14 protein-coding genes are annotated in these 14,064 nt (G+C 39.2%); 2 read left to right on the forward strand and 12 right to left on the reverse strand.

The annotated features are described in order from the left end of the window. Nucleotides 1–18: 18 nt before the first annotated feature. The 11 genes from ACYH0O_RS13795 to ACYH0O_RS13845 all read right to left on the reverse strand — a co-directional run bounded on the left by ACYH0O_RS13795 (nt 19) and on the right by ACYH0O_RS13845 (nt 10,920). Complete coding sequence (locus tag ACYH0O_RS13795) at nt 19–939, reverse strand: DUF1002 domain-containing protein (protein ID WP_482629172.1); 921 nt, start codon at nt 937–939, stop codon at nt 19–21. Nucleotides 940–1,747: 808 nt separating this feature from the next. After that, nucleotides 1,748–2,524 (reverse strand): sulfite exporter TauE/SafE family protein, encoded by a 777-nt coding sequence (locus ACYH0O_RS13800; RefSeq protein WP_482629173.1) that lies wholly within the window; start codon nt 2,522–2,524, stop codon nt 1,748–1,750. 84 nt (nt 2,525–2,608) lie between these two features. Beyond that, the gene (locus ACYH0O_RS13805) at nt 2,609–3,736 is read right to left on the reverse strand and encodes an MBL fold metallo-hydrolase (protein WP_482629174.1); all 1,128 of its coding nucleotides are present in this window, start codon (nt 3,734–3,736) and stop codon (nt 2,609–2,611) included. Between the two features lie 31 nt (nt 3,737–3,767). After that, nucleotides 3,768–4,340 (reverse strand): sulfurtransferase TusA family protein, encoded by a 573-nt coding sequence (locus tag ACYH0O_RS13810; protein ID WP_482629175.1) that lies wholly within the window; start codon nt 4,338–4,340, stop codon nt 3,768–3,770. A gap of 49 nt (nt 4,341–4,389) precedes the next feature. After that, nucleotides 4,390–4,869, reverse strand: coding sequence for a DsrE/DsrF/DrsH-like family protein (locus tag ACYH0O_RS13815; protein ID WP_324743991.1), 480 nt, complete (start codon nt 4,867–4,869; stop codon nt 4,390–4,392). A gap of 49 nt (nt 4,870–4,918) precedes the next feature. After that, nucleotides 4,919–5,146 (reverse strand): sulfurtransferase TusA family protein, encoded by a 228-nt coding sequence (locus ACYH0O_RS13820; RefSeq protein WP_482629176.1) that lies wholly within the window; start codon nt 5,144–5,146, stop codon nt 4,919–4,921. A gap of 687 nt (nt 5,147–5,833) precedes the next feature. Further along, entirely contained in the window at nt 5,834–7,093 is a 1,260-nt protein-coding gene (locus ACYH0O_RS13825; RefSeq protein WP_482629177.1) for a M24 family metallopeptidase, read from the reverse strand. Between the two features lie 132 nt (nt 7,094–7,225). Continuing rightward, a complete protein-coding gene (locus tag ACYH0O_RS13830; RefSeq protein WP_482629178.1) occupies nt 7,226–8,185 on the reverse strand; it encodes an ArsA family ATPase in 960 nt (319 codons plus the stop codon). Between the two features lie 23 nt (nt 8,186–8,208). Then, nucleotides 8,209–8,466 carry a cory-CC-star protein gene (locus ACYH0O_RS13835; RefSeq protein WP_482632572.1) on the reverse strand — a complete coding sequence of 86 codons (258 nt, stop codon included), beginning with the start codon at nt 8,464–8,466 and terminating at the stop codon, nt 8,209–8,211. Between the two features lie 136 nt (nt 8,467–8,602). After that, entirely contained in the window at nt 8,603–10,342 is a 1,740-nt protein-coding gene (locus ACYH0O_RS13840) for a carbon starvation CstA family protein (protein ID WP_482629179.1), read from the reverse strand. 173 nt (nt 10,343–10,515) lie between these two features. Further along, nucleotides 10,516–10,920: a sporulation protein gene (locus ACYH0O_RS13845; protein WP_482629180.1), complete on the reverse strand. Its 405-nt coding sequence runs from the start codon at nt 10,918–10,920 to the stop codon at nt 10,516–10,518. A 129-nt stretch (nt 10,921–11,049) separates the two neighbouring features. Here ACYH0O_RS13845 and ACYH0O_RS13850 point away from each other — a divergent pair, with 129 nt between their 5' ends. Further along, nucleotides 11,050–11,379 carry a YckD family protein gene (locus ACYH0O_RS13850; RefSeq protein WP_426892095.1) on the forward strand — a complete coding sequence of 110 codons (330 nt, stop codon included), beginning with the start codon at nt 11,050–11,052 and terminating at the stop codon, nt 11,377–11,379. Between the two features lie 55 nt (nt 11,380–11,434). Here the strand turns inward: ACYH0O_RS13850 and ACYH0O_RS13855 are convergent, their stop codons facing one another. Further along, complete coding sequence (locus tag ACYH0O_RS13855) at nt 11,435–12,454, reverse strand: threonine aldolase family protein (RefSeq protein ID WP_482629181.1); 1,020 nt, start codon at nt 12,452–12,454, stop codon at nt 11,435–11,437. A 219-nt stretch (nt 12,455–12,673) separates the two neighbouring features. Between ACYH0O_RS13855 and ACYH0O_RS13860 the strand changes: the two genes are divergently transcribed. Next, nucleotides 12,674–13,930, forward strand: coding sequence for a helix-turn-helix domain-containing protein (locus ACYH0O_RS13860; protein WP_482629182.1), 1,257 nt, complete (start codon nt 12,674–12,676; stop codon nt 13,928–13,930). The last annotated feature ends 134 nt before the right edge of the window (nt 13,931–14,064 follow it).

Below are 14,064 nucleotides of genomic sequence, written 5' to 3' on the forward strand. Positions count from 1 at the left end.
TAGATACAAAATAGTACATTACCCAAATAGATTTTTAATCGATTTAAAGAAATCAGCGATGGCATTTAACAAGCCAGTAAAGAAGTCAGACACTTTTTGCCCAAACCCTTCATCTTTGACAATTTCCTTAATCGTGGTTTGGATGTCATTCGTTAAATCATCTAATTGTTGTTGAACATTATCAAAGTTAATATCCAGTGACCTCATTTTTTCAAATAAATCGATTAATAACTGGCGATCCTCCGGGCTTAGCTCGATGTTCAGAGTTTGGAGCTTCTCTTCAACGATTTGTTCAACTTCTTCTTTCGTAGCTGGGTCTTGTTCGGCTATTTCCTTCTTTATTTCGGTTAACAGCTTGCTGACCTCTTCCTTATCAATCCCAGCTTCTTTGGCAAGTTCTGTTGCCACGGTTAATTCCTCGTTGGCAACCTCCATACGAACCGTATCAAGTTTCTCTCCACTAACATCATACGCTTTATAAATACCGACTAATGCAGAATGACCACTTACCTTTACAGGGGAGGCCACGTCTACTACTGCGTTCTCTACCCCCGCAGTTAATAGAGCATTGGAATACATTGAATTTGTCACTTCCGTAATATTTTCCGGTGTCACAATATTTACCTTTAGACCTTCGCCTTTCTCTTTGCGAGTAATCATGGCAGAAGAAAACATGCGTGCATTCCGATTTTCACCTTCAATATACTTTACAAGGTCTTCACCTGTTGCGGTAAACTCTTCTACTTGTGTTCCCTCATCAATTCCTAGTTGCTCTTGAACTTCTTTTTTCTGTTTGCTTGAAAGTGTTTCTCCATATACGGCGATAGGCAGTCCGAATTTTTCATTGATGCTTTCTTTATCATTATCTGCAGCTGATGCTGGCTGAATGAGGCCCAACATTAGTGATAATAGTAAGGCAATACTAATCAATTTCTTCATTAATCATTCTCCCTTTTTCATGATGGATAGGTAATAGAGCTATTCCACTCTACCATTGTACTAGTCTCGTTACGTATGTTCATCCATCTAGAGTCTTATTTCTTGGCTCTTTTCGTATAGTTTGTTGCTATTGTAGAGGAGAAAGTAATAGTTGATTTCCGCTACAGGATGCTCGCTTTCCGCGGGGCTGGCGGTGAGCCTCCTCGGCTGCGCCTCCGGGGTCTCACCTGTCCAGCTATTCCCGCAGGAGTCGAGCATCCTTCCGCTCCACTCAACTTTCTGAGCATGAATCCTTAATGGAAAACAATTAAAACAAGAATTTTTAGCAAACAATCTCATTTAAGGTAAGTAGAGATTGATTTTCCTTTTAAGGAAGAAGAATTATTTTTTTCTAGTTACATTGTTTTCTTGCACACCTTGAAGCTCTGTCATGAAAATTCTGTTAAAAATGGTGAGGGGAACTGCGCAGACTCCGGCGGATTTTGGGCGTGCCGAGACCCCGTTCGGCGAAGCTGAGGAGGCTCGGCCGAACGCTAGCTGCAAGCGGAGCAGTTCCCCTCACCATCCAGCATAAACTGGCTGACAGAGCCCTGGCAGATTCTATGTAAGACACACAACAATCTTTGCGAAAAGAGCCTATTTCTTTCTGTTAGTTTGACGAACAATACCAGAGGAAAGTTACAATGACTTTTTTGTCCACTTCTATAACAGCCACGAATCTACAACACAAAAAAGCTTAGTTCTGTTCACTTTAAATCCTCTATAGGGTAGAAGATACTAGGTGAATTTGAACTAAGCTCAAGATGATTTAGAGTATATCAAGCCAGATTTTAATCGCTGTAGCCAGGATTAAAACGGCTAGAATCATTTGAAGAATCTTTGTATTCATTTTCTTTCCTGCTATTGCACCCAGTGGAGATGCAATTAAACTAGCTACAACCATGATCAGTGCTGGTAAATATTCCACTTGACCTGTCGATATCTTTCCGATTGTTGATCCAATTGAAGAAATCAACGTGATGGCAAGGGATGAGGCAATCGTCATTCTTGTCGGAATCTTAAGGACCACCAGCATAATAGGAACTAATAGGAAAGCCCCTGCTGCTCCAACGATACCCGCTCCAATCCCGACGATCAAGGCAAGTATCGCCGCTAACCACTTGTTAAATGTAACGTCTTCGAGTTTTATATCATCAATGCCTTTTTTGGGAATGAACATCATGATAGCTGCAATTAATGCAAGAATTCCATACACAATATTAATTCCGGCCTCACTCATGAAATTTGAACCATACCCGCCAATGAAGCTACCGAATAAAATACTTACACCCATGTAAGTGATGAGGGTTTTATTTAAATAGCCTCCTTTTCGGTAAGCCCAGACCCCACCTAGTGTGGCAAAGAATACTTGAACTGCGCTAATACCCGAAACTTCGTGAGCAGTGAATGTTGCTACTCCAAGCAATGGCGGAATATAAAGGAGCATGGGGTATTTAATGATACTACCACCGATCCCTACCATTCCTGATATATACGAGCCGACAAATCCTATTAGAAAGATTGTCATTATAAATGCCAAATCCATCGTGTTGTTCCCCCTCTTCTAATAAAACGGGAACCTCTCTGGCAGGTTCCCATTTTGATTATTTGCTTAGATTAGTACGATTGATTAACGAACTGCACAACGGTTTGGTCCAATTTCCATTTCTCGCTGTTTCTCTTCATCTGGAGTTACTTTACCCATGTTCGTCTCACGAATTTCTTGATACGCGTTTGGCTGAGGGGGAAGGTTTTCAGATACTAGCTTTCTGAATTCTTCTGCACTCTCGATATTTAAACCATGGTTTTTTGCAAATAATGTTCCCAGTTTTTTACCTACAGATCCATCTTCATTTAATTCATCAATAATCATAAAGTGCGCCGGTAAGACGGTAAGCTCCATAGAAAAGTCTTTATACCGCTTGTAAAGACTTTCTCTAAGATCAGCTACCCAATCTTCTGCTTTCCCGGCAAGGTCAGGACGTCCGATACTATCTATAAAAAGAATATCACCTGATAATAAATACTTTTCGTCAATGACAAATGACGTTGACCCGATAGTATGCCCCGGTGAGTACAGAGCTGTAATATCAATGGTTGCATTTCCAATCACGACTCTATTCCCGTCTTCAAGTGAAGCATATTCAAAGGAAACTTCTTCAGCATCTTTAGGAGGTAACCAATAGGTTGCATTTGTTGCTTCTGCAATGTTACGTCCACCAGAAATATGATCGGCATGCAAGTGAGTATCAAATACATTTGTAATCGTTGCGCCTTTTTCTTTTGCAAAGTCGATAAAGATATCAGTCATACGGGTAGCATCGACGATTGCTGCTTCACCATTTGCCACGACCATATAAGATAGACAACCTTTACCTAAACGTACAAACTGATAAAGTTCTCCGCCATTTGTTAATTCACCCACTTTAACAGGCTCCAAATGTTCGCTCCAAGCTTTCATTCCGCCTTCAAGGTAGGATACGTCCTTCCCTTCATCTGAAAGCATATCCGCTACCATAATAGAAGAACCTTCTTTCGCACACACGACAAGAATGTCTTTCTCCTTTGGAAGTTGCTCCATTATTTCTTCTACACCATCTAAAAGATCGAAGTATGGGATGTTAAGATATTCAAATTTTTCACCTTCAATTTTCCAATCTTCAAAGGCATCTGCATTACGGACATCCAAAATGAATAAATCTTCTTTTTTAATTACTTTTTGTGCTACTTCTTTTGAATTCATTGGTTTAACTGCCATTAATTTAACCTCCAGTATTAGTGGTATCATCTTACTTAACGTTCGATTCTACATCTCCAGTCCAATCGCTCATGCCTGGAACTACATTGATTACATTAGTAAATCCTTTTTCAGCTAATAATTGAGCCGCCATGTCGCTTCTATTTCCTGTTCGGCATACTACATAAATATCCTTGTCTTTATTAAGTTCATCCACTCGGGTTTCCAATTCTCCAAGTGGCATTGAAATCGAGCCTGGAATATGCTTGAATGCATATTCGGCCTTTTCACGGACATCCAGTACGACGATATTTTCATCGCCTAGTTTATCAGACAATGTATCATTATCTGATACTGACTCATGTTTACGCTCTACAGCCTCTTCACCACTAGATTTGCGGACAAAATGCTTCAGAACATCTCCTTCTTCAATGGTTCCGAGATAATCGTGCCCGGAACTTTTTGCCCACGCTTGAAGATCAGCCTTTGATCCTTTGTCTGTTGCCTGAACTTCAATCACTTGGCCTGCTTCCAGGTTATTCATGGCCTTCTTTGTTTTTACGATCGGCATTGGACAGGCTAATCCCTTTGCATCCAATACGAAGTTTGATTCAATCGTGTTCATATATAAAACCTCCAATTACCTCATAGGGTATATTTCGTTGCAAAAAAAATTAGATGAATAGGTTCACGTTACCATTTTCAGCATCCGCTAAATACGCAGCTACTCCAGCATACTCAATTTCTTCTAATAATTCGTCTTTGTGTAAACCTAATAAATCCATTGTCATGGTACATGCAACCAGTTTGATATCCTGTTCTCTTGCCATATCGATTAAATCAGGCAAAGGCATTGCATTATGCTTCTTCATGACACCTTTGATCATTTTAGGACCCATTCCCATGAAATTCATGTTGGATAATCCCAGTTTATCTGCGCCACGAGGCATCATGCCCCCAAACATTTTCTCCATAAATCCTTTTTTCACAGGAACCATTTCTTCTTTTCTTAAAGCATTCAGTCCCCAGAATGTATGGAATATGGTTACGTCATGATCATAAGCCGCAGCTCCGTTCGCAATGATATATGCAGCCATCGCTTTATCATAATCTCCACTAAATAGAATAATATTGGTTGTTTTTCTTTCTGACATTGTATCTCCTCCTATTTACTATAAGGGGTATTGATCCCCTTAAGAAAATTTATCCTTTTTTGATCCAGAATGTAAAAACATCATTTTCTTCATTTGAATCGAGCAATTCATGTCCAGTAGATTTAGCCCATGCTGTTAAGTCACTTTTAGCACCTTTATCCGTTGTTTGAACCTCTAAAATTTGACCAGCCTCAATTTCTTTTATTGCCTTTCGAGTTTTTACAATCGGCATCGGGCAGGCTAATCCTTTTGCATCTAATACTTTATCTGCTTTCATTAAAAATTCCTCCTACGAATGATAGTTTTAAAATACCTATAAGGGTATATTATATGATATAAAAAAAGATGTCAACTCATCTTGTTTCAACAAATGCAAATGATTCTTTTGAGTGTGTGATAATGCGAAAATAAGGACCGTTCCTTTCTTCTATATCCCGCAGGAGTTAAGTGCCTTCCGCTACAATCCACTCTTTGCTTCTACATTTTTCTGCATATAAGTATAGATAGAAAAACACAAAAAAGCTCCTTCTCTAGATATGTTGATTGTTTCTTCCAAACAAATTATCTACAAAGGAGAAAATGAAAATTTTGTTAACTAATATATCAGTGTATCAGTACGTAGAGATTTATAAAAACAGCTAAAAAAAGAGGCCGGGACAAAAGTTTTTTATCCTAAGTCAAACCCGAACAAACCTGCTTCTTGGTGTGCAGATTTGTTCGGGTTTATTATTTATTTTCGAATCATTTGATTTTAGCTGTTTCCAGCGGTTGATTGGAGTGCAAGACGAAGACTCCTGCGGGAAAGTAGCTTATGTGAGACCCCGCAGGCTTGCCGAGGAGGCTCACGGGCTACCCGCGGAAAGCGTAGTCTTGCACGGAAATCATTAGCGGTATGAAGAACCTACACATCTACTCTTCGTCTTTTTATCGTGGTTTTTTAGTTTTGTCCCAGCCTCTTCTCTCATTATATAAGATAGAACGTCATTTGCCTTTTTGCCATATATTCCAAACGGTTTTGAATGAACGCAACGGGTTCCTCAAGATAGATCGGGATAACCTGATTCCATTCAGGAATAAATTGTTTGATGTTGAACTCCATGGCATAGCATGTATTTGCTGTTAGAGGGAGGTCACCTTTTATGGGGATGTCTCTTTGTTGATCATATAATCCCATTAAGGCCCCTGCTTCATGGCAGTGGTTTCCTATGGGGTGAGAATAAAGCATCGCCTCTATCTCCTCATCTCTTGCCTTGTTCATCGCACTTTGAAATACTTCATTTCCTGTTCTTCCCACTTTCATTTCTTCTGTAATGATATCTTCAAACCTTAAGGCTGTTTGTAATGCGGATTGAAGACCTTCAGGAGCTTCTTCCTCGCCTGGATAGAGAATGTATGCGAGTTGCTGGGTGTCTGTCGCTAAACCGAGATAACGAATCCCAAAATCCAAATGTACAATATCTCCACATCGAATGATTTCCCCTTCTAATCGTTCCAACGCTGCCCCTTTTCTTTGTAAATCCACCGTAGGGTAAAATGACGTTTCCATTCCTAAATCCAAGACGCGTTGCCTTATCCAATCGACTACATCTTCTGTCGTTGTTATACCTGGATGGATAACCGCTCCGGATAAAGCCTCTGCCGCTATTTGCCTCGCAAGTTCCGCTATTGAAGGATAGGCTGTGAGTTCCTTCGATGACCGTATTGACAGCCAATCAACTATGATGTGCTGAGCAGACACAAATTTATGTGAGTACTCATCGAGTAATATGCTTAAATGTTGGTAAAACGAATGACTTAAACCATCACTAGCAGCAAACGTCGGGGAATAGTTCAATGCAATTGTATCAGGGTAATGATCTTCTACAATTCGTTTAAGGCACTCCCATTGATCACAATCTTCCGGCTTCCAGACACGTTCATAAAATGGCTCAAAGTTCGGATTAGGATGCAGTACCCACCTTTTCATTTGTTGATCTCCGTCAAGATAAAACACTAGAATCGTCAATCTCCCGGAACCGTCTATTGATGACGGATAGAGACTTTTCAGAACAGGATCTTCATTATACTCTCTGCCCGCAATAATCCACATATCAACATTATGCTTTTTCATTAAGGAAGGTAAAAGGGTATTAAGTCTATGAAATAGCCATCGGTTCTGTGTTTCTTCTCTTTTCTTCAACGGAAGAATTCCCTGTAAATGTTTATGTTTCTTATCACCACTCATGGGTATCACTCCCTTTTTTCATTGATTTTATTACATTTTCGACAAAAAATGATTTTTCCCTTCAAAAAAATAAATATGACCATTAGATAAAATACCCCCAATGGTCAGCAAGTTCCTATGTATACTCTTATGTTAAATGGTTCTTTCACCACTAATTACTTCTTTCTGTAGATAGTCTACAAACTCTTCGAGATGACGGGGTGAACAGATATCTTCTTCTAATAGAGGAATTCGATATAACGTCTGGTTTGTAAACTTCTCCCTCATCAGCTTTAGGTATAACTTTTCCTGGTCCCTCCTTTTTTGCAGGAACTCTCCATCTGCCTGAGTCGGGAGGATCTTATTTATGATCAGTCCTCCAATATTCAATCCGTGCTTAGACATCAATTCAATGGCTTTTTCTGTTTCCAGGATCGGGAGCCTTTCAGGAACCAGTACAAAGATAAATCCGGTTCTTTTTTCATCCAGTAGAATCCCCCGTACTCTAGAAAACTTTTCACGACGCTTTTGCAGGACATCATAAATGGGGTCCTCTACCGGCTCGCCATCATTTAATAGCTGTGAATAGTTCTTGTTTGTTTTCTTCCTTCTTTCAAGCATCCCGTCCATCCAGACTCCCATGAGTTCAGGAAGAGATAAAAGACGTATCGTGTGGCCTGTAGGTGCTGTGTCAAAAATGATCTTATCGAACTCATTTCCTTCTTCGAGAATGATGGAAACCATACGGTCAAATAAGGCAGCTTCTTCTGCCCCGGGTGCTGAAGCAGCCATATCGATTTGACGGTGTACCTCATTCACCATTTTTGATTTAACCATTCCCTTTAGATTTCGTTTCACTCCGTTAATATAATCCTGTGTTTCAATCTCCGGATTAATTTCTATCCCCCATAGATTTTTGAGTAGAGGAGTTTTATCCCCCTTAATTTCCTGGTGAAAAATATCACCCAGATTATGCGCGGGGTCTGTTGAGATGATTAGCGTCTTTTCTCCCATATTCGCAAACATTAACGCTATAGCAGAAGCAGATGTTGATTTTCCTACACCTCCTTTACCTCCTACAAAAAGAATTGACTGTTGTTTTAATTCATTCATGTACATATCCCCCTCCCTATACTTCAACAACATCTGATTCCCTCCAAGGGCGAATGCTCCATTCCCATCCTTAAATGCCAATCGTGAAATTTCTCTATAATATATGGATAAAGTTCCAATGTGTAATAAAAAACGGGATTAGGCAGGCCAAGCATATCTGAATAGAGCAATAATAAGAATAAATCATCCTCATCCCTCAATTCCCTGGCGATTTCCGTTTTGTGAGGAAGGCGAATCATTTCATCGTATAGCTGTATGATTTTTTTAAACTTTTCTTTCATAGACGAATCCATTCGTGTTCCCCTCCCTATTGTTGTGTCTGTAATGTAACATGATAATTTCGATAATCTTGTTCCTCCTTCAATAATAAGTAGAAAAAGGGCACTCGAGCCCGAGTCACCCTTATCTATCTCCTGACTAAGCAGAGAACTGTGAAGGATCATCTCCCTTTTTAGATAGGGAAGATGCTGCAGTAATTAAAATCCATAAGGTGAAAATGAGAATGATACTACCAAAGATAAAGAGTAGCATATTCCCTTCTGATTCACCGACACCTGACCATTCAAACACGACTTGGTTAATCATCGCCCATAAGGTCATGAACATAAGGAATACCATCGGAATTAAGGTAGCGATATAATTCCTTCCTTGACGCTTAAGCCAGATGGTAATCAAAAGTAAACTGATTCCAGCAAGCAATTGATTGGATGTGCCAAAAAGCGGCCATAGAAGGTATCCACCCGACCCGAATCCTTTAGGGCCTTGAGGTAATAAAGTTAAGGCTGCACTTGAAACAACGGCAATCGTCGTAGCAACATGAGCATTAGTTAAAGGATTTACATTGTACTCTTCTCCCAACTCGGCAATGATATATCGCATCAGTCGAACAGAAGAGTCCAATGTTGTTGCAGCGAAGCTCACAATGATCACTGAAACAATCGTAGCTGCGATATCAGCAGGAATTCCAACACCTGTTGCAAGTTGTCCTGCTCCTTGGATGAAGACACCCAGCCCAGCACCGCTTGCTGCAGCAAAACCACTGTAAGTCGCTTGGAATTCTTCCACATTCGGGAAAAATGTAATACATGCAATGATTGCTATCAATGCAAGTGCCCCTTCACCTACAGCTCCTAAATACCCTACAAAGCGTGCATCCGTTTCTTTATCCAACTGTTTTGACGATGTGCCTGATGAAACCAATCCGTGAAATCCGGATATGGCACCGCAGGCAATCGTGATAAATAGTAACGGGAACCAGGAAACATCTGCAGCTCCGTTTGTCATTGGTGCGGTAATTTCAGGATTTGTAAATAGGAGACCAAGATAAAGCAATCCTAAACCAACAATTAATTGATGGGAATTAATATAATCACGTGGCTGTAATAGCTTCCAAACCGGTAGAGTTGAAGCTATGTACACATAAATCATCAGAATGACGATCCACACCAGGAAAGCCATGCTTGTTGAACTCAAGCCAAACAATGATGTGGCCTCTTGTCCACCAAAATAACGAACTAAATCAATTTGCAAAAATTCAATCCGGCTGGCAATGACAGCTGATGCATACATGACTGCCAGTGCAACGATTGAAGGCATTAACATGCTACCATTACGTTTGTAAACTGAATATCCAATCCATATCGCAAGTGGGATCTGAATGAAAACTGATACAACACTTGCCGGGAATGTAATAAAAAGATTTGCGATTACCCATGCAAATACTGCATTTACCATTAATACAAGAATTAATATAATAAACAGAAATAGTACTTTTGCTCTTTTCCCTATTAACTTATTGGCTAATGAACCGACGGATTGTCCTTTATTACGGACTGAAAGAACCAAGGTTCCAAAATCATGCACCCCGGCTGCAAATACTGTCCCTAAAATGACCCACAGAAATGCTGGAAGCCATCCCCAGTAAACGGCGATTGCAGGTCCTACAATCGGAGCCGCCCCCGCTACAGAAGTAAAATGGTGACCCCAAAGAACAAACTTATTCGTTGGGACGAAATCGACACCATCTTTGTATTGGTGTGCAGGCGTCACATAATTCGGATCCAGACGGTACACCCTCTCAGCAATAAGCTTGGAATAATATTTATACCCAAGTAAAAAAACAATCCCTCCTATTACCGCTAACCATATTCCACCCATCAAATTCCTCCTTCTTCTTTTAATTTGTATACATTAAAATATCTGAATTTTTAGAATGTATACGCTTACTACATTTTACATTGGGTTTTTATGGATTTCAATGAGAATATTTACTCTTATTGTCGTATAAACCAAACAAAAAGACAGATTCATTAATAGAATCTGCCTTAGAGTTAAACGACGTATATGCTATCCTCATCTGTCGGATCTACCGCTTGAGGTATATCTACTGTGGTTCTTAAAATGGTTTTGTTAGCATCCGTTGTTTTGGGATGATCGGAAGATGTAGGAAACGTGAAAGAGATCCTCTTTTCTTCAGCCGCACCGATTGTTCCGATCTTATCAAGGATAATCGTATCTAAATCTTTTTCATGATAGGAAAAGTCACTATCATTTTTATCCTCCTCATATTTTTCAAGAAGCAATAAACGAATTTCATTAATAGGCTGATCGGCCATACCACCGATCAAAACGACTTCACCTTCAATTGAATCTCCAGGAGAAATTTTAGTTTTGTGCACGATTGTATCTACTTTAACATGCCCTATCCCAATACTTGACAAAAACTGTTTAAACATATTTCAGCCACCTTTCCTATACCTAATTGTATTTACCCTATCATATACCCCTCTTATTCATCTATTCCTACATATTCTTCGAGTTTTCCGCAAACAATATGAGAGAAACATTGGAAAGGAGTGAATAAAATGAAAAAAATGGTTATAACTATCTTAGCTGTATTCTTGTTTAGCTTGAGTTTCGGTACATTTGCAGCAGCAGAAGGAGAACCACAAACACCTAAGGTAAAACTTACTGAAGAACAAAAAACGGAGCTTGCCAAATTGCATGAACAAATGTATTCAACAAAAAAAGAACTTGTGAACAAATATGTAGAATATGGCGTCTTCTCAAAAGATCAGGGAGATAACGTACTTAAAATGATGGAAGCTAAGTATCAAAAACTGAAAGAAAATGACTACATGATGAGATGGCATCCACATTCACACCATGGAAAAAGACTAGATCAAAAAGAGTAAGCGGAAGGGCTTTTTTTGCCCTTCCTACTTAAATGATCAGAATCCCCTCCAGTAATTAAGAAAGGTTCCTCAAAATTCCAGACACCTTGTTTATTTCTTCCATTGAAACATCATAATGAGTGGTAAAACGTACAAGAGTAGGGCCAAAGGTCACTGCCAGAATCCCCTTTTCTTTTAACTCTTCAATGAATTGCTCTGATGTGCCCCCCCTTCCCTTTACATCTGCAACGACAATATTTGTATCAACTTGATTGATTACTTCTATACCCTTACAGGCTTGAAGGGTTTCTTTAAGTACGATTGCTTTCTCATGATCTTCCACTAATCGTTCCCTCATAGTTGTTAATGCAACCAATCCAGGAGCTGCAATCATTCCTACCTGTCTTAAGCCACCCCCTAACCGTTTTCTCCACTTTCGGGCACGATTTATAAATGTATGATCACCTGCGATAATAGACCCTATAGGGGCACCCAACCCTTTGGATAAGCATATTTGCACAGTATCACAATGATCAGTGAACTCCCTAATATCTCTTCCACTAGCATATACGGCATTAAAGAGCCGTGCTCCATCCATGTGCACGGGAATTGAATGTTTTTTCCCAAGGGCATAGATCGCCTTCATATTCTCTGGAGATACAATTGCTCCACCTGCACGATTATGTGTATTCTCCATACAAATGAGCCCAGTTTCTGGAAAATGCTGATCTTCAGTACGAATAGCCGCTTCTACCTCAATCGGATCCATCTCTCCATTAATCCCATCAATCGTACGTGTTTGGACACCTGCCAATGCAGCAACCGCTCCTGATTCATAGTAGAAAATATGAGAATTCGCTTCTAATAGAATTTCATTCCCTGGACGTGTGTGTGTTAAAACTGCAACTTGGTTGCCTTGAGTACCACTTGTTACAAATAGGGCCGCTTCTTTACCAAGTAAAGTGGCCGCTTCTCTCTCAAGCTTTATGACTGTAGGATCTTCTCCATACACATCATCCCCTACTTCAGCCTCGAGCGCAGCCCTTCGCATTTCTTCCGTTGGTTTTGTTACTGTATCACTTCTTAAATCGATCAAAATGAATACCTCCTCTTAAAACTTTAACTAGATTCATTATAACAAAGGAAGGCGTTTTACGAATCAATCTTCAGATGAATAAAAGACCATACAAAATACCCAGAAAAAATATAATTATAGGAATATTCAAAACATTTACCTTTTTTATATGTTACTATTTTAATAATCAATTACCTGAACGAAATGAGTAAATAAAGCCAGTTAGAGGAGAAGGATCATATGACAATCGGTTCTAAAATCCGCTTTCACAGACTAAAACGAAATTTAACACAAGAAGATTTATCAAAAGGGATTATTTCCGTATCATATCTTTCCAAACTTGAAAACAATCAAGTTACTCCGTCAAATGACATAATTAATTTACTCTGTGACCGATTAGGTGTGAATAATCTTCTTGATACGACTGACCAATTGAACAAACTACTTGAGAGATGGAACCATTCCTTACTGTGGAATAAAACAGAGGACGCCAAGTCGATCAATGAGGTCGTAAGGAAGGACCTTGATCAGACGGATAATCTCATTCCACATTTATTCTATAAGATCCTTTGCTTCCGTGTTCAATTAATTAAAGGGAACCTTCAGAACGCGTTGGAACACATGAAACAAATCCAATCCAATTATAAAGAACTGACCGATACATTAAAATTCTATTATCACAAATACAAAGGTAACTATTATTATTTGATTAAAGAGTACGATAAAGCTAAAGGAGAATTGAAAGAAGCTGAAACCTGCTATGTACTTGGAAATGTGATTAATGAAGAAGAAAGAGCAGATTTATATTATTTATTCAGCCTGGTATTGACCCGTTTAAATAGATATCGTTTGGCAATATTCTACGGAGAGAAGTCACTCTCTATTTTCCAAGGGGTCTACTTTCAGAAAAGATGTGCTGAGGTGCATTTGATTTTAGGAATATGCTATCGGCGTATACATTATAGCGAAGAAGCGTTAAAGCATTATGAGTGGGCCAATTTCATTTCTCAATCCATAGACTATACGTCGTTAAATTCAAAGGTAGAACAAAACCTGGGATATTTAAAATCATTTATGAACAAGAGCGATGAAGCCATTCAGCATTATTTGCGAAGTATTGAATTGAAAGGGTCAGACGAAGAAGGAAAGCTTTACTCTATTCTCTCTCTGGTCAAGGAATATTATAAAAAGAACCAATTTTCCGAGGTGCGTTTCTGGTTACCTAAAGGATTAAACCTTTGTTCTAAAGAAAAGTTCCCGGATAAATTTTATCAATTATCTTATTATCAGTTTGCCTTAAATGATTTCCCACAAGGTTTTGAGGCGTTTATGAAGGAGTATGCACTGCCCTTCTTTAAAAAGAGCGGATCCCATCTATTATATGCTGAGTATTCTAAATTCCTTGGCCAATATTACCAAGGAGTTAGAAAATATAAATATGCAGCATTTCATCTAAATGAAGCTAATCTCATTTATGAAGAAATGTTAACTGTATAGGAGGTGAAAGGATGAAAAAGGTGAAAAAATTATTACTAATCACAAGCCTGACTGCATTGGCACTCTCTGGTGTTGTCGTAATCAACTCAAATGAAGAAGAGTTCCCGCCATACTCAGGAAAATTATAAAAACAA

This window comes from Rossellomorea sp. H136 (genome assembly GCF_056838065.1).